At 70.7% G+C, this 15,754-nt stretch carries 15 protein-coding genes; 6 read left to right on the top strand and 9 right to left on the bottom strand.

The window, feature by feature from the left end:
• The first annotated feature begins 107 nt into the window (after window positions 1-107).
• Window positions 108-884 carry a tyrosine-protein phosphatase gene (locus AB0I72_RS15230; protein WP_358567996.1) on the top strand — a complete coding sequence of 259 codons (777 nt, stop codon included), beginning with the start codon at window positions 108-110 and terminating at the stop codon, window positions 882-884.
• 55 nt (window positions 885-939) lie between these two features.
• Here AB0I72_RS15230 and AB0I72_RS15225 read toward each other — a convergent pair whose 3' ends face one another.
• The 3 genes from AB0I72_RS15225 to AB0I72_RS15215 all read right to left on the bottom strand — a co-directional run bounded on the left by AB0I72_RS15225 (window position 940) and on the right by AB0I72_RS15215 (window position 3,155).
• Window positions 940-1,737 (bottom strand): hypothetical protein, encoded by a 798-nt coding sequence (locus tag AB0I72_RS15225; RefSeq protein ID WP_358567993.1) that lies wholly within the window; start codon window positions 1,735-1,737, stop codon window positions 940-942.
• A gap of 160 nt (window positions 1,738-1,897) precedes the next feature.
• Window positions 1,898-2,239: a DUF397 domain-containing protein gene (locus AB0I72_RS15220; protein ID WP_358567990.1), complete on the bottom strand. Its 342-nt coding sequence runs from the start codon at window positions 2,237-2,239 to the stop codon at window positions 1,898-1,900.
• A gap of 49 nt (window positions 2,240-2,288) precedes the next feature.
• Entirely contained in the window at window positions 2,289-3,155 is an 867-nt protein-coding gene (locus AB0I72_RS15215; protein WP_358567987.1) for a helix-turn-helix transcriptional regulator, read from the bottom strand.
• A 400-nt stretch (window positions 3,156-3,555) separates the two neighbouring features.
• On the opposite strand from AB0I72_RS15215, the gene AB0I72_RS15210 reads away from it, so the two are divergent.
• Both AB0I72_RS15210 and AB0I72_RS15205 read left to right on the top strand, forming a co-directional pair.
• Window positions 3,556-3,972 (top strand): ATP-binding protein, encoded by a 417-nt coding sequence (locus tag AB0I72_RS15210; protein ID WP_358567984.1) that lies wholly within the window; start codon window positions 3,556-3,558, stop codon window positions 3,970-3,972.
• An 89-nt stretch (window positions 3,973-4,061) separates the two neighbouring features.
• Complete coding sequence (locus AB0I72_RS15205) at window positions 4,062-4,448, top strand: hypothetical protein (RefSeq protein WP_358567981.1); 387 nt, start codon at window positions 4,062-4,064, stop codon at window positions 4,446-4,448.
• 328 nt (window positions 4,449-4,776) lie between these two features.
• On the opposite strand, the gene AB0I72_RS15200 is transcribed toward AB0I72_RS15205, so the two are convergent.
• Window positions 4,777-7,896: a tetratricopeptide repeat protein gene (locus AB0I72_RS15200; protein ID WP_358567978.1), complete on the bottom strand. Its 3,120-nt coding sequence runs from the start codon at window positions 7,894-7,896 to the stop codon at window positions 4,777-4,779.
• Between the two features lie 338 nt (window positions 7,897-8,234).
• Here AB0I72_RS15200 and AB0I72_RS15195 point away from each other — a divergent pair, with 338 nt between their 5' ends.
• A complete protein-coding gene (locus AB0I72_RS15195; protein ID WP_358567975.1) occupies window positions 8,235-9,005 on the top strand; it encodes a TSUP family transporter in 771 nt (256 codons plus the stop codon).
• A 93-nt stretch (window positions 9,006-9,098) separates the two neighbouring features.
• Complete coding sequence (locus AB0I72_RS15190; protein WP_358567972.1) at window positions 9,099-9,668, top strand: TIGR03086 family metal-binding protein; 570 nt, start codon at window positions 9,099-9,101, stop codon at window positions 9,666-9,668.
• A gap of 19 nt (window positions 9,669-9,687) precedes the next feature.
• Here the strand turns inward: AB0I72_RS15190 and AB0I72_RS15185 are convergent, their stop codons facing one another.
• The 5 genes from AB0I72_RS15185 to AB0I72_RS15165 all read right to left on the bottom strand — a co-directional run bounded on the left by AB0I72_RS15185 (window position 9,688) and on the right by AB0I72_RS15165 (window position 15,065).
• Complete coding sequence (locus AB0I72_RS15185; protein ID WP_358567970.1) at window positions 9,688-11,049, bottom strand: APC family permease; 1,362 nt, start codon at window positions 11,047-11,049, stop codon at window positions 9,688-9,690.
• Between the two features lie 308 nt (window positions 11,050-11,357).
• Entirely contained in the window at window positions 11,358-11,933 is a 576-nt protein-coding gene (locus tag AB0I72_RS15180) for an ATP/GTP-binding protein (RefSeq protein ID WP_358567967.1), read from the bottom strand.
• 11 nt (window positions 11,934-11,944) lie between these two features.
• Window positions 11,945-12,310, bottom strand: coding sequence for a DUF742 domain-containing protein (locus AB0I72_RS15175; RefSeq protein ID WP_358567964.1), 366 nt, complete (start codon window positions 12,308-12,310; stop codon window positions 11,945-11,947).
• On the bottom strand, window positions 12,307-12,768 hold the full coding sequence (locus AB0I72_RS15170; protein WP_358567961.1) for a roadblock/LC7 domain-containing protein: 462 nt from the start codon (window positions 12,766-12,768) through the stop codon (window positions 12,307-12,309). The genes AB0I72_RS15175 and AB0I72_RS15170 overlap by 4 nt, the downstream gene beginning before the upstream one ends.
• A complete protein-coding gene (locus AB0I72_RS15165) occupies window positions 12,768-15,065 on the bottom strand; it encodes a nitrate- and nitrite sensing domain-containing protein (protein ID WP_358567958.1) in 2,298 nt (765 codons plus the stop codon). Before AB0I72_RS15165 ends, AB0I72_RS15170 begins: the two co-directional genes overlap by 1 nt.
• A 384-nt stretch (window positions 15,066-15,449) precedes the next feature.
• Between AB0I72_RS15165 and AB0I72_RS15160 the strand changes: the two genes are divergently transcribed.
• Window positions 15,450-15,749: a 4a-hydroxytetrahydrobiopterin dehydratase gene (locus AB0I72_RS15160; RefSeq protein ID WP_358567955.1), complete on the top strand. Its 300-nt coding sequence runs from the start codon at window positions 15,450-15,452 to the stop codon at window positions 15,747-15,749.
• The last annotated feature ends 5 nt before the right edge of the window (window positions 15,750-15,754 follow it).

Below are 15,754 nucleotides of genomic sequence, written 5' to 3'. Positions count from 1 at the left end.
CCCACACGTTTCCTTGTTCGTACCAGTCCAGGTCGGAGCCGACCCCTCCCCTGAAAAGTGACAGAAGGACTTTTCTTCCTTTATGGGACTGAGTCACCCTGATCGTCATGAGCGAGAACAGGAACATCTCCTGGCACGGGTTCTTCAACATCCGCGACCTCGGGGGTCTGCCCACCCGCGACGCGCGCAGCACCCGACGGGGTGCCTTCATCCGGGCCGCCGATCCGCGCTTCGTCACCGCACGGGGCTGGAAGGCAGCCTACGACGCCGGTGTGCGCACCGTTGTGGATCTGCGCAATCCGGACGAGGTTCGGCCATCCCCGGACTCGGGAGCGAACTCCCGAGGAGGGTCCGCGGTGTTCCCACGAACACCGGCCCCGGCACCCTTGCCGGTGGGGATGACGCGCCTGGAGATACCCCTGGACGACGTCGAGGACACCGCATTCTGGGCCGACATCGAACGTCGCCGGTTGCATGGGACGCCCCTCTATTACCGCCCCTTCCTCCAGCGCAAGGGCGACCGGTGCGCCATGGTGATCAGCGCCCTGGCCCAGGCCGGTCCAGGCGGCGTCCTGTTCCACTGTGGAGGCGGTCGTGACCGCACCGGTCTGATCGCCCTGCTGCTGCTCGCCCTGGCCGATGTCGAGGCCGCTACGATCGCCGACGATTACGAGCTCTCCACGACCGAACTCGCCCCCCTCTTCGCCGCGATGGGCTACCAGGACCAGGGGCCGGTGATCGCGGCCATGTTGTCCGAGCGTGGACTCACGCTCCGTGACACCGTCCTCGACGTGCTCCGTGGGCTGGACGCCTACGCCTATCTTCTGGAGGCGGGAGTCCGCGAGAAGGATCTGTCCACCCTCCGGGAGCGACTTCTGGGCTGATCGCCCCCGGGCAAACCCCGAAGCCGACCCCTGCAGCGCGCACGGCGGCCGGTGCTCACCGGTGCCAGTCGAAGACGACGATGTCCTCGCCCATGCCCACCGCGATGCGGGAGCCGTCGAAGGCGACCGGGTGGCTGAGACCGGGGAGATCGATCTCGTCCACCCGGCGGTTCGACTCCAGATCCCACACCCGAACCCTGCCGTCCTCGCAGACGAAGACCGCATGGGGACGGCCGTTCACCTGCGCGCAGGCCACCCCGATCACGGAATCGCCGGTGTCATCGGGCGTGAGCACGATCCGCTCGCTGCCGCTGTGCAGGTCCCACACCCGCACGTCCCAGGAATTGGTGACGGCGTGCGGGCGACCGTCCAGCTCCACGAGCCCCACTTCGAGGACGTCGTCGCCGTGGCGCCTGGCCGTGCTCGCACACAGGCGCTCCCCGCGCTCCTGAAGGTCCCACAGCCGCACGGTCGCGTCGTAGCTCGACGAGAGGGCGTGGGGGCGACCGTCCAGTACCGCGCACGCCACGTCGAGCGTCCAGTCCTCGTGTCCGGACAGCAGCGTGCAGTCGTCACCGTTCCCGAGGTCCCACACCCACACTTCGTCCGCGTGGTTCGTCACCGCGTGGGGGCGACCGTCCAGTACCGCGCATCCGATCGACTTCGCCGCGCCCGCCAGATCATGGGTCAGAACCGTGCGTTCGGCACCATCGGCCAGGTCCCAGGTTCGCACCGACCCGTCCCAGCTACAGGAGACGGCGTGCGGGCGCTCCTCCAGGTCGACGAAGGCCACCCCCGACACCCCGTCCGTGTGACCGGTGAGCACCGTCCCGGTGACAGTTCGCGCGTCCACACCATCTCCTCGAGGAAGGACGGATTCAGCCAGGGCCGCACTCTAGCGGGGCGGTCCGACAGCACGCTCAGACGCAGCCGCCGATCTCGCGCGGGTCGAGCTTTTGACCGGAGCATCCGGGAAGGGCGTCGCCGGTGGGTGGCCGGCACGGAGTCCGGGGTCAGCCGACGAGGATTCCGCGCGGGTCGGTGCCGCGCAGTTCACCGGCGTCGACGCCCTGCTTGAAGGCGTCCCACTCGGCCTTGGTGAAGACGAGCACGGGGGAGCGGGGGACGGCCGTGTCGGTGAGGGTGAAGCCGCCGTGGGAGAGGAAGGCGGCACACAGGCGTCTGCAGTCGGTTCCGCCAGTAGCCACTTGGGTGAGGAAGTGGTCCCAGTCGGTGTCGGGGACGGTGAGGGTGGGGCCGTCGGGGTTCTTGGTGTCCCCGATCTCGATCATGCCTGCGCGCGGAACCCGCACCTGGACACAGCCCTGGGCGCTGGTGCTCGCGCTCGACTTCACCCATCGTGTCGCTGTTTGCTCGCGGGACCGGTGGGCGGGGGCTTCGTCTTCAGGATGCACGGGTGTCCTCCAGAGCGGCCTCGATGAGCCGAATCGACTCCCTCTTCGAGAGCGCGTCGGCGACGAGATTGTCGTAGAGGAGCTTACAGCGGCGTAGATCCCGGGTTTTCTCCAGCGTCAGGTTGCCTCCGTGGCTGTCCACGTAGATCACTTCGGGGGAGGAGGGTTCGAACTCCAGGATGCTGAACGAGCCCGCGAGCCCCGCGTGGGCTCCCACGGCGGTCGGGATGATCTGGACGGTGACGTTGGGCAGGTCCGTGGCGACCGTGAGCAGGTGGCGCAGCTGTTCGGTGAGTACCTGAGCGCCGCCCACGGGCCGGTACAGGACGACCTCCTCAAGAACGACCCAGAACCGCAGCGGATCGTGTTCCCGACTGAGGAGCTCCTGGCGGCGCATCCGCAGGTCGACGAGGAGTCCGATGTCATCGGGGTGCTCGGCCGGGTTCCCCGCGGTCAGGACGGCGTGGGCGTAGTCCCGTGTCTGGAGGAGTCCGTGGACGAGGCTGGGCTCGTACGCCCGCAGGGCCGTGGCGTCGGACTCCAGGCCCACGTAGGTCTCGAACTTGGGCGGTAGGACGCTCTCGTAGGACTCGTACCACCCCTTGCGCCGTGCCTCGTCCGCGAGCTGGAGGAGCACCTCCCGGTGCTCGTCGCTCACCTGGTAGAGGTCCATGAGCATCGTCAGCTCCGGGTGGGTGGGAACGACCTTGCCGCCCTCCACCCGGTAGATCTTCGGCGAGCGCACACGAAGCTGCTTGGCGACCTGCTCACCGGTGAGGTCACAGCCCTCCCGGAGTTGGCGGAGCAGTATCCCCAGCTTGCGGCGGCTGGCCGCCGGGGCGTGGCGTTCGGGCATGGGCGCCCCCATCCTCATCGACTCGGGCCTGGCTCAGGTCGGCGTTCATTGTCTCGCACACCTCAAGTATCTTCTCAAAAATATTTCAGAGAGAAGGTTGCACAAAATATTCTTCGGTCTCATCATGGTGGCAACCGCGATCGTGCTCACTCCTTGACCCAGAGTCACGATTCCGCGAGCTGTCTGTGCCTGCCGCGACGTGGGAGCATCCGCGCGTTCGCGGCCCGAGTGGGCCCTCGGCTGGCGGTCGGTGCGTTCGCGGGTAGCCGGGCGAAGTCCAACCCCTGTTCGGAGGTACCTGATGCGCAGCTTTGACATCCCGCCACAGAGGCGGTCGCGAGACGAGCGGCCGACCACCCCCGTCGCCCTGCCTCGCAGGGTTCCCGAGTCGCGTCCGGGCGTGCGTACCGCCTACTTCGGCGGGACGTGGGACCAGGTGGCCCAGGTGCGCAGCTGGTGTCGGTGCGGCATGCGCATGCCCGCGCACCGTGCGTTCCCCGTCCTGCTGGTGGTCAGCGAACTGGTCACCAACGCGGTCGTGCACACCGCCTCGGGCAGCCGATGCGGACGGGTCAGGATCTCCATGGAGATCCTGCCGGGCCAGGTCGTCCTGGTCGGCGTGACCGACGACGGCCCTCGCACTCAGCGCCCGATCACGGTTCCCGCCCTCACCGACCCGGTCGAGGACGCGGACCCGAACGGGCGCGGGCTGCGTCTGGTGGCCGCGCTGGCGGAGAAGTGGTGGTGGACCGGATGCCCGGGCGGCCCGCTGACCGTGTGGGCGCTGGTGGACCCCGACCGCGACCTGGACGCCTGAGAGCGGCGGACACGACGACGCCCCGATCGGTGCTCGGACCCACGGAGCCGGGGCGGGATCAACCACCTGAGAACAGCAGGAGGATGACCGTGGAACACACGACCGGCCGCCACCGCAGGCCGCACCGAACTCTGGCGGGACGGCTCCGGGCCCGCCTCGCCACGACCCTGGCCACGGCGCTGGCGTTCGTGTTCCTCCCGGACCCGCCCAGGCGCGCACCGGTCGGGACCGCCCCGCCGCCCGACCCTCCCCGGGCCCCGGCCCCGCCCGTCACGACGGACGAGCTGGCGGCCCTGGACACGGGCGACCCCGACGAGGTCGGCGGCGCACTCGTCCGCCCCTACCTGTCACGGTCGCCGGTGCCCCGGCCCCGGCTCCCCGAGGGCGACCTCGTGGCACAGCCCACGAGCGGGGCCACCGACGACCTGGGCGACCTGGCCGCGGCCATCCGCGTCTACCTCGATACCGTCCGCTGAGAGGTGGGCGGCTCTGGTTCCCCTTGCCGCCCGCGTCCGCGTACCTCGACTGGAGCGGGCGCGCCTCACACGGAAAGCCCGGACAGGGCATGGGCCGATGTCGACGCCACCTCCGCCGCGTAAGCCAGGATGCGGTACCAACCCTCGATGCCGAGGGATGCGAGGTGTGCGGCGATGGGGATCGACATCGTTGGGGGCTTTCCGTGTCGGGGTATCTGAGGACTGGTGGTTGGTGTCCGAGCCCTCTGCGGGCTGCGAACAGGGAAGCGGCCGAAGCCCGATCAGGCTTTCGACCGCTCCGAATACTAGGGGCACCAGTCCCCGTTCGTTAGAGATTGCGTGAAATATGTAGAGAGTCGAGCTCTGAGCAGATCTCCTCGATCTCCTGCGGATTGAGCAGCGGGAGAGCCTGCCCGAGGGCACGGGCGTCCCGCTTCTCAGCCACCTGGGCACGAGGGCCTCGCGACAGCCACTCGGCGGCCAACAGCGCCTGGGCCTCCCCTCGTACGGTCCCCGTCTCCCGTGCCGCGTTCAGCGATCGTGCGTACAACCGTGCCGCCTGCTCGGCCGAGCCCAGGGCGAGGTGCGCGTGGCCGAGATCGAGGAGCACCTCGTACAGGTAGGCCGATCGCTTCCGCGTGGCCTTATGCCGTGCCTCCTCCAGGTAGGACAGCGCCTCGGCGGCGCGCCCGAGGCACACCAGGGCGTGACCCATCTGGTTCAGGGCGACGATCTCGCCCGCCACTTCTCCCGCTTCTCGCAGGGCCACCAACGCGGCGTGCGAGTTCCGTAGCGACCCCTCATGATCGTTCATCGCTCGGCAGAGTTCACCCAGGTTGAGTGTGGCCGCCGCCGCCCGCCGACGGTCCCCGGCCGTTTCGAAGTGCTCGCTCGCCTCGCGGACGAGCCGGGCGGCCTCCTCCAGGTAGCCGAGGAACCGGTAGGCCCCAGCCAGATCGCTCTTCGTCCGGGCCAGCCCGAGCAGGTTGCCGATCTGCCCGAAGTACTCCAACGCCTCCAGAAGGTCGACCGCAGCCCGGTCCTGGTCACCCATCTCGCGAGCACAGTTACCGAGACCGTTGAGGGCGTCGGCCATGCCCGCACGATTGTCGGCCGTCCTGGCCATCTCCAGCGCCCGCCGGTGCAGCCCCTCGGACTCGGCGTACCGTCCGTCCAGGTAGAGGACGGTCCCCAGCTCGTTGAGCGTGATCGAACTGCCCAGGGAGTCCCCGACCAGAGTCCACAACCGATGCGCCTCGGCCACCGACGCGTAGGCCTCCTCCGTCCGACCCAGCCGCCACTGTGCCTGCCCCAGGTCGTAGAGCGCGTGGGCCGCGCCGTGGGGGTCGCGAGGGCCGCGGACCAGGATGGCGCGCTCATGGGCTGCCGCGGCCTCCTCCCATCGCGTGGAGGCGTCCAGCAGGGCGGCACAGGCGTGGGCGATGTCGGCCTCGAACGCCTCGAATCCTCCGTGTGCACGCGCCCACGCCAACAGGTCGAGGACCGTCTGCTGCTCGCCGTCCCACCATTGGTAGGCGTTCCACAGGGACTCGAACGCAGGCATGTCACAACCCGGCTCTGTGGGCAGCGGCCGTCGGAACCGGTCTGGCGCGTAGTGTCGGTCCGCCTGATCGCACGCGTGCAGGTAATAGGTGAAGAGGCGGTGCAGGGCGCTGTGCCGTTCGGCGGCTGACAGCGAGGGTTCGTGTTTGCCGAACGTGGACACCAGCCGATGCATGGTGAAGTGGTGCGGGCGCGGCTCCTCCACCATGGACGCGTCCAGCAGCCGCTCCAGGAGGACCCCCGCGCGCTGGGTGGACTCGCCCACGAGCGCGGCGGCGGCGTGGATGTCGAACATCTCTCCGGGATGTAGGGCGAACCGCACGAAACAGGCACGCAATTCCGGGTTCAAGCCCTGGACGCTGAGCTCGAACACCGACTCCAGACTGCGGTCGCCGGACCGGATGTGCCCGAGACCGTTGCGGACGTCACCCAGCCTCGCGAGCACGGTCTCCGGTGTCCATGAGGGTCGCCCACGGAGCTGGCCGCTCACCAGTCGCATGGCCAGGGGGTGGCCGCCGCAGTACTTCGCGATCTCGGTGACAGCGTTCGGCGGGAGGTGCCGTCCCAACACCGCAGTCAGCAGCGCGACGGCCTCATCGTCGCGCATCCAGGACAGACGTAGCCAATGCGCGCCGTCCAGCTCCGACAACCGCCATCGACTGGTGATCAGCACGGTACAGTCCGGGCCGCCGGGAATGAGAGGGCGGACCTGCTCCACGTCGGCGGCGTTGTCCAGCACCACCAGGAGCCGGGACCCAGAGGTGCGATCCCGCCACAGTGCCGCCAGCCCCGACTCGGAGGTGGGCTGGTCCGTCTCGTGCACGTCGACCATCGTCAGTAGTTCGCGCAGTGCCTCGGCAGGCGCCTTGCGCGGGCGCGGCTCGCCCCCACCCTGGAGGTCGATGTGCAACCGTCCGTCGGGGAAGTGCTCGCCCAGCAGGACGGCCGCGCGCAACGCCAACGTGGACTTGCCAATGCCGGTCAGCCCGTGGATGACATGGACGCCCGTCGCGCCTGGCGGATGGTCGAGCACCGAGGAGACCAGTTCCTCGATCTCCTCGCTCCGGCCGGTGAAGTCGAGCAGGTCACGGGGCAGAGTGTTGCGCGGGAGGCGGGGGAGGGGGGAGGGGCGTTCGAGATCGCGCTTGTGGGGACCTGCGGATTCGGCCCCCAGGACCAGTCGAAGCGTCTGTTCGGTGGAGGGACGCGGCACTCCACCGTGTTCCGCCAGATGGTCCCGTAACCGTTCATACGTCACCAGGGCCTCACCCGGTCGCCCGGCGGCATGCAGGAAGCGCATCAGCAGCTCGGCCAGGTGTTCGTTGGCCGGGTAGGCGTGGACGTGGTCGGCCAGTTCGTCCACGACGTCGGGGACACCGGTGGCCAGGGCGGTCTGCGCCCACAGCTCCACGACGCTCTGGTGCCGCGTCTGCATCCGGTGCCGAAGACCCGACGCCCACCGGCCCGTCAGACCGGCCAGGGGCGGGCCCCGCCACAGGTCGAGGGCGGCGCGGGCGCGGGCGTGCGCCTCGGGGTCGTCACCGTTGCGGCGGGCCCGCCCCGCCTCGGAGTGCAGGCGGCCGAACCGCTGCCAGTCGACCGCCTCGGGCAGGATCTGGAAGCGGTAGATCCCGGCCCTGGACCGGAGCGCCGCCGGAGCCGCGCCGACCCCGCGCAGCCGGTTGCGCAGGCGCGTCAGCGTCGCGTCGATCGTGGAACGTTCGACCAGCTCGCCGTCCCAGACCCGTTCGATGAGGGTGTCCCGGTCGACCGGGCGGCCGGGTTCGACTCCGAGCGCCACCGCCAGGGCCAGTGCCCTTCCGGGAAGTTCCAGGGGACGGCCGCCGACGCGTAGTTCGACGGTCCCCAGTACGTCAAGCTCCACCAGTCCACTCCCGCTGCCCCCGGGACCGCGATCATTCCCCCGTTCGCGCGCGGGCTATCCGGGGCGGTCCGGCCGAAACCGGCGGGCACGTGCATCATGCGGTGCATGCCGGGTGGGTGGCGCCTGACGTGCGCGGATCATGGTTCGGGGGGCGAATCGCCGGGCTGGTGACATTTCCTTGTCCTGGAGGATAGGTGGGCAAGGGGATCGTGGGCTGGGGGATCTGTGCTGCGAGTGCATACCGCCCGTAAGGAACAAACCCCCACTCGTCTAGACTCGGCGAACATGAACCCCCAAGGCCCCATCACCCCCGCCTCCCCCCACGGCACGGCCTGACCGTGGACCCCGAGATCCTCGGCCTCCTCCTGCTGGTGGCCCTCGGCGCGGGCTGGGTCGACGCCGTCGTCGGCGGGGGAGGCCTCGTCCTGCTGCCCGCGCTGCTGGTCGCCTCGCCCACCTCGCCCCTGGCCACCCTGCTGGGCACCAACAAGCTCGGCGCGGTCTTCGGCACCGCCTCGGCCGCCGTCGCCTACGCCCGCCGCATCAAGCTCGAACCCCGGATCGTGTGGCCCACGGCGGGCCTGGCCCTGGTCGGCTCCGGGCTGGGCGCGCTCCTGGCCACCGTGCTCACGGCCAACGTCCTCAAGCCCGTCATCATGCTCGTCCTGGCGGGCGTGGCGCTGACGGTCTACCTCCGGCCCGCCATGGGCGCCGCACCCGACCCGCGACTGCGCACCCGCAACCGGGCCCTGGCCGCGATCGCCCTGGCCGGGCTCGGCGTCAGCTTCTACGACGGCCTCATCGGCCCCGGCACCGGCGTCTTCCTCATCATCGCCTTCACCGCCGTGCTGGGGATGGACTTCGTCGCTGCCTCCGCCTCGGCCAAGATCGTCAACACCGCCACCAACGTGGGCGCCCTGGTCGTCTTCGCCGCGGGCGGCCACGTCCTGTGGGGGCTCGGCCTGGCCCTGGGCGCGTGCACGATCGTCGGCGCCCAGATCGGCTCGCGCATGGCCCTGAACCGCGGCGCGGGGTTCGTGCGCACGGTCCTGCTCGTGGTCGTCCTGGCGCTGCTGGTGCGCATGGGGTGGGACATCGCCGCGCCCTGACCCGCACCCACCCGCCGTGCGCGGGCACCGCGGCGTTTGGCACCGCCGCGTCCACGGGTAGGGTCCCGGCGGACCGACACCGAGGGGGCGCACATGTCCACGCTGATCGAGCTGCACGCCACGGCGCTGGGGGAGTTCGACCGCCGGGTGCGCGACGTGGGCCCGAACGACTGGGCGCGGCCCACCCCGTGCACCGAGTGGACCGTGCGCGACCTGGTCGACCACCTGGTCACCGAACAGCTGTGGGTGCCCCACCTGCTCGGCGGCGCCCGCGTCAAGGACGTGGGGGACCGCTTCGACGGCGACCAGCTCGGCGACGACCCCGTGGCGGCGTGGTCCACCGCGGCGCACGCGGCCCGGGAGGCGTGGCTGGCCCCCGCGGCCCTGGCCCGCACCGTGCACCTGTCCTACGGCGACGTACCCGGCGAGACCTACCTGTGGGAGATGACCTTCGACCTGGCCGTGCACGCCTGGGACCTGGCCACGGCCCTGGGCGGCCACACCAGGCTGGACCCCGTCCTGGCGGCCGCGCTGCGGGCCTGGGTCAAGGACCAGCCGCTGGGCCCCGGAGCGATGTTCGACGCCCCCGTCCAGGTCGGCGCCGACGCCGACGACACCGACCGACTCATCGCGCTGGCCGGCCGGCGCCCGTCGGGACGCTGACCGGCCGGCGGGGGAGCGGTCAGACCTCGCTGGCGGTGCGCTCCTCCAGGAGCCTGTCGTCGAAGGTCATCCGCGGGGGCTCCTGGCGGAACCCGCGGGTGACGTAGGCCAGCTGGACGAGGCCGACCGCGGCCCACACCCCGCCGATGACGAAGGCCAGACCGCTGAGGTTGGTCCACAGGTACACGGTCAGGCTCAGGCCGATGCCCGGGACCAGCCCGTACTTGAGCAGGTCGGCGCCGGTGCGCATGCGCTCGCGGACCACGAAGTGGATGATCACCGACAGGTTCACGGCCGCGAAGGCGACCAGCGCGCCGAAGGAGATGAACGAGGCGACGGTCTCGATGTCGAGGAAGATCGCGCCGACGGCCACGCCGCCGACCAGCAGGATGTTCGCGGCGGGGGTGTTGTACCGCTTGCTGAGGCGGCCGAAGACGCCCCTGGGCAGGCTGCCGTCGCGGCCCATGGCGTACAGCACGCGCGAGACGCTGGCCTGGGAGCTGAGCGCGGAGCCGAAGGAGCCGATGATCAGCGCGGTGGTCAGCAGGGCGGCCAGGACGTCGCCGCCCACGGCGCGCATGATGTCCAGCGCGGCGGAGTCGACGTCGGTGAAGCGGGTGTGGTCGGGGAAGACCATGTGGCCGAACCAGGAGGCGGCCAGGAAGATGAGGCCGCCGCACAGGGTGACCAGGATGATCGCGCGGGGGACGTCGCGCCTGGGGTTCTCGGCCTCCTCCGACAGGGTGGTGACCGCGTCGAAGCCCAGGAAGGACTCGGTGAGGATGGCGGCGGCGCTCAGGACCGGCAGCAGTTCCAGGCCGCTGCCGACGAACGGCGCCAGCGGGTGGATGTCGGTCATGCCGACCAGGTGGCGGGCGCTCATCGCGAAGAACAGCAGCAGGAACGCCACCTGCGCGCCGACGATGACGGTGTTGGCCTTGGCGACCAGGGCGATGCCGCGCACGTTGAGCGCGGTGATGACGACGAGGAAGCCGACGATCCACACCCAGTCGGGCACCGCGGGGAACTGGGCGTTGAGGTACAGCCCGATGGTGATGTAGTTGATCAGCGGCAGGAACAGGTAGTCCAGCATCATCGTCCAGCCGACCATGAACCCGGTGCGCGGGCCCAGGGACCTCTGGGCGTAGACGTAGGCCGATCCGGTCGAGGTGTAGACCCGCGAGAGGCGCCCGTAGGAGTAGGCGGTGAAGAGCATCGCGACCATGGCCACGAGCACCGCGGTCGGCAGGTGCCCGTTCGACATCGCCGTGGCGACCCCGTAGACGGTGAGGATCGTGGTCGGGACCAGGTAGGCCAGACCGAACAGCACCAGGTGGGGCAGCTTGAGGACGCGCGCAAGCTTCGGGGTCGTCTCGGACAACAGACCGACCTTCTTCCTGAGGGGTGTGCCGACTCTTCGTATGCTCCGGGTCATGTGTGAGCAAACCCACCATGACAGGCGTCACTCTACGATGCAAGCGAATCCATCGTAAAAACTGACCAGATCAACTGATTTGTGACATCGGGCGTCTCTGGGCAATGAAATCCGTGGGAAATCGTGCCTCGTGCTACCCGCGTCACCACCGCCCGAGCACCCCACCGGCCCACGACCCCCCGGCAGGGGCCATCCGGCCCCGCACACGACGACGCCGCCGACCCCGCGGGACCGACGGCGTCACCACCACACCCTCAGGCGCCGGACAACTCCCACCGCAGCACCAACTCGACCAACTCCACCACCACCTCCTTGGCCGACTGCCGACTCCGCGCGTCGCACAGCAGCAACGGCACCGGATCCTCCAGATCCAACGCCACCCGCACGTCCTCCGCCCGGTGCGTGCGCTGCCCGTCGAAACAGTTGACCGCCACCACGAACGGCACCCGCCGCTCCTCGAAGAAGTCGATCACGTCGAAGGAGTCCGTCAGGCGGCGCGTGTCCGCCAGCACCACCGCCCCCAGAGCGCCCCGCGCCAACTCCTCCCACATGTACGAGAACCGACGCTGCCCCGGCGTCCCGAACAGGTACACCACCGTCGACTCGTCCAACGTGATCCGGCCGAAGTCCAACGCCACCGTCGTCGTGGTCTTGTCCTCGACCCCCACCAGGTCGTCCGTCCCCACGCTCTCGGCCGTCATCACCTCCTCGGTGTGCAGCGACTCCACCTCGCTCAGGGCCGACACCAACGTCGTCTTGCCCGCCCCGAAACCACCGGCCACCACGATCTTCAACGTGTCCGGCACCGGTCCCGCCACCTCAGCGGTCATCCACTCCACCTCTACAACTCCCGGATCCGCTCCAGAACCGAACGCAACGTGGTCGCGTCGGGGCGGGCGCGCTCCCAGTCCGAGGTCCGCACCACCACACGCCCCTGATCCGCCAGATCCGCCACCAGGATCCGCACCACACCGAGCGCGAAACCCGACCGCGACGCCACCTCCGCCACCGACAGCGGTCGCGCGCACAGCGACAGGATCAACTCCACCTCCGGGTCGACGTCCGGACCGCCCACCACCGGAACCGCCACCACCTGCGTCGTCACCGTCAGATCCGTCCGCGACGGACGGGTACGGCCCCCCGTCAACGCGTACGGACGGATCAGATTCGACTCCCCGCCGTCCTCCCCGGACGGCCCCACACTCACGTCCCGCCCCGGCGACCCCGCGGCAACGCCGACAGATGCGGTCCCACCTGCCGGACCAACCGGTTCAGCTCGAACGCCGCCTGACCCATGTCGCACGAGGCCTCCGCGACCAACGCCAGCGACGCCCCACGACCGGCCGCCAACACGAAGAGGAACACGTTGTCCATCTCCACGACCGTCTGACGCACCTCACTGGCCCCCAGTTCCCTCCTGGCCCCCCGCGCCAGACTCGCGAACCCCGACGCGATCGCCGCCAACCGCTCGGCCTCCTCCCGCACCACCCCCGGCGACGCCGACAACAGCAGCCCGTCGGCCGACAGCAGCAGCGCGTGCCGCGCCCCCGCCACCCGCTCCACCAGGTCACCCAGCAGCCAGTCCAACGACCTGACCGCCGACCCGCCGTTGAGCCCACGACCGACCAACCCGCCACCACCAGCCACGTCCGCCGACATCCCCATCACCCTTCCGTCTCCTCACCAGGACGCACACCACGCACGCCCTCCGCGCCCCCGCCGCCGGGCTCCGCGCGTCCGCGCGTCGTTCCCGACTGGAAGGCGCTCATCATCGACCGAATCTCGGACAGCGACCGCTGATCGCCGCTCCCGCCGTCCCCCTCGCCCCCACCGGATCCGGCGCCCTCCGACACCACCTCGCCCACGGCCACGGCGCCCGGCGCCCCCGCCGCGCGCGACCGCCGACGCCGGCGCGGCAGCCCCATGTAGGTGTCCTCCTCCGGGGCGACCTCCGGCTCACCCGGCGCGCCGGGCGGCACACCGGACGGCTCCGACGGCGCCTCCCGCGCCACCGGGCGCGTGGACGGCTCCGCGTCCTCGACCGCGCGCCCCTCCTCCCGCGGCTCGGTCAGCACACCGACGGGGATCTCCACCACCGCCCGCGTCCCCCCGCCCTCACCGGCCCGCAACGTCACCCCGAACCCGTGCCGCGCCGCGATCGTGGCCGCCACGAACAGCCCCAGGTGCGAGTCCTCCCGCATCCGCGCCAGATCGAAGCGCGGCGGATCGGCCAGCAGGGCGTTGGCCGCCACCCGTTGGACCTGCGTCATTCCGAGCCCGCGGTCCGCCACCTCCACCACGCACCCGCCGCCGTCACCGCCACGGCCCCGCACGGTCACCAGCGTCTCCGGCGACGAGAACGTCGCGGCGTTCTCCAACAGCTCGGCCAGCAACCGGACCGTGTCCCCGCCCACGTCACCGCGCAGCCACACCCGGGGAACCTCCAGCACCCGCACCCGCGTGTAGTCCTCGATCTCGCTGGCCGCCGCCCGCACCGCCTCGTGCAGACCCACCGGACCCAACCCCGCGCGCACCGGCGCGTCACCGCTGAGCAGCACGAGGTTCTCCGCGTTGCGCCGCATCTGGGTGCTGAAGTGGTCGATCCGAAACAGCGACGCCAGCGTCTCGGGGTCGGTCTCACCGCGCTCCAACGAGTCCAGCAACCGCAGCTGGCGGTGCACCAGCGACTGCGTGCGCCGCGCCAGGTTGCGGAACATCGCCCGCACGCCCGCACGGACCTGCGCCTCCTCCACGGCCGCCGCCACCGCCGCGCGCTGGGCGTCGTTGAACGCCTCGGCCACCTCACCGATCTCGTCCCGCCGCTCCACCCGCAGCCGCGGCGCCTCGGCGTCCACGTCCACGCTCTCGCCCGCGCGCAACCGCGCCGTCACCTCCGGCAGGCGCACCCGGGCGTGCTCCAGCGTGAGCGTGCGCAGCTCCTGGAGCCGGCGCCCCAGACGCTGGGTCCCGCTCACCGCCACCACGGTCGAGGCCAGGGCCGCGATGAGGACGAGCACGCTGCTCACCGCCACGACCCGCGTCAACTCGGCGGACTGCTCGTTGCTCAGGGCCACGACGCGTTCCATCTGCGCCTGCTCGGCCTCGCGCATCCGCAGGTCGACGGCCTCGGCCGCGCCGCGCCAGGCGGAGGCGTTGACGGGGACGGTGTCGTCATCGCCCGGCGGCCTGCCGACGATGTTGTCCTGGAGCAGGTGCAGGGTGGCCAGTCCCGTGAAGGAGCTGACGCGGGCGTACTCCCGCAGATCGGCGTCGCTGAGCTCGACGCCGGCCCTGTCCCAGGTGTACCGCTGGGCCCCGGCCGCCGCGGAGAAGCGGGCGTGGTCGTTCGCGGTGAAGGAGTCGCTGGCCACGGCGTGCGCCACCACGGCGTCCTGCTGGTTGAGCAGCTCCCGGGTGAGCATGAGCGAGGTCAGCGAGCGCAGGTGGGGGACCTGTTCGGGATCGGCCCGGGTCACCTGGCCGTCCCAGAACCGCAGGCCCGTCTCGATGGCCTGGTCGTAGAAGGTCCCCGCCGCCAGGGGGGTGCGCCCGGAGCGGGGGAGCCCGTCGACCATGTCCCGGTGGCCGTCGAGCCCGTCGAGAAGGTCGTCGAAGCCCTGCGCCTGACGGGAGAGGTCCGCGGAGTCGAATCCGGCCATCCGGCGGCGGAGGAGTGCCAGGGCCTCGTCGGTGTCCTCCCTGGCCCTCTCCAGGCGGAGCAGGCTCGCCTGGGAGGGGCTGGCGGTGTCCATGGTGGCGCGGCGCTCGCGCTGGAGCTGCCCCACGACGCTGACGACGGGGCCGCCGAGTTCCTCGGTCAGGGCGGCGGTCGTACGCAGGTCGTGGATGTCCAGCAGCATGACGGTGGTCATCACCGCCCACAGTGCGAGCAGGGCGGTGCTGGGCACCAGGACCAGCGTGATCATGCGTGCGCGAAGCGAGCGGCGCTTCTCATGGGGCATGGGTTCGCTTCCAGGGGGAGGGGAGCGTGGACGTCGAAGCCCGCGGGCTGGGGGAGAGGCCGGACTCAGAGTGAACCGGTTCACAGGGGATCGCGCAAGGTGCGGCACCCGCCCACGGCGTCGGGGAATCCGTGTGTCCGCTGGTCAGTGCCGGTGTTGCCGAATCCGGCCAAGATCAAAATCTACGCTGTAAAGGTGGCGGACTCATTTCCTCAAGACACAACAACCACAATCGCGCGGCTCCGCCGCACCGACCACCCCAACCCCGCCCCACTCCTCGCGGGGTGCGTGAAACCGGCCCACCGCCGGGGTACGGTTCCCCTGCACCGGCCCATGCCGTCACGACGCCGCGCCGTAGGGTCACCACACAGGGGAGAGGACACCATGAAGCTCACCGACGACCAGATCAGGGAGGGCCTGGAGCGACTCACCGACTGGGAGTGGGACCCCGAGACCCCCGACATCCACCGCACCGTCCGCCTGCCCGACTTCCTCGCCGCCATGGCCCTGGTCAACGAGATCGCCCAGGCCGCCGAACAGGCCGGACACCACCCCGACATCGACATCCGCTACAACAGGGTGCGCCTGTCCCTGTGCACCCACGCCGTCGGCGCCCTCACCGAGAACGACATGGCCCTGGCCGCCCGCATCGACGAACTCGTCCCGGCGCCACCCCGCCCCTGAGGGGC

The organism is Nocardiopsis sp. NPDC049922 (assembly GCF_040660275.1).
Taxonomy (GTDB): Bacteria; Actinomycetota; Actinomycetes; order Streptosporangiales; family Streptosporangiaceae; genus Nocardiopsis.
The sequence above is the reverse complement of the archived record's forward strand: the minus strand, read 5'-3'. Positions and strand labels throughout refer to the sequence as shown.

Coding starts and splice junctions, on each gene's coding strand:
- AB0I72_RS15230 (WP_358567996.1), top strand. CDS start 108: ATGAGCGAGAACAGGAACATCTCCTGGCACGGGTTCTTCAACATCCGC.
- AB0I72_RS15215 (WP_358567987.1), bottom strand. CDS start 3,155: ATGCCCGAACGCCACGCCCCGGCGGCCAGCCGCCGCAAGCTGGGGATA.
- AB0I72_RS15190 (WP_358567972.1), top strand. CDS start 9,099: ATGTCCACGCTGATCGAGCTGCACGCCACGGCGCTGGGGGAGTTCGAC.
- AB0I72_RS15180 (WP_358567967.1), bottom strand. CDS start 11,933: ATGACCGCTGAGGTGGCGGGACCGGTGCCGGACACGTTGAAGATCGTG.
- AB0I72_RS15170 (WP_358567961.1), bottom strand. CDS start 12,768: ATGGGGATGTCGGCGGACGTGGCTGGTGGTGGCGGGTTGGTCGGTCGT.
- AB0I72_RS15165 (WP_358567958.1), bottom strand. CDS start 15,065: ATGCCCCATGAGAAGCGCCGCTCGCTTCGCGCACGCATGATCACGCTG.
- AB0I72_RS15160 (WP_358567955.1), top strand. CDS start 15,450: ATGAAGCTCACCGACGACCAGATCAGGGAGGGCCTGGAGCGACTCACC.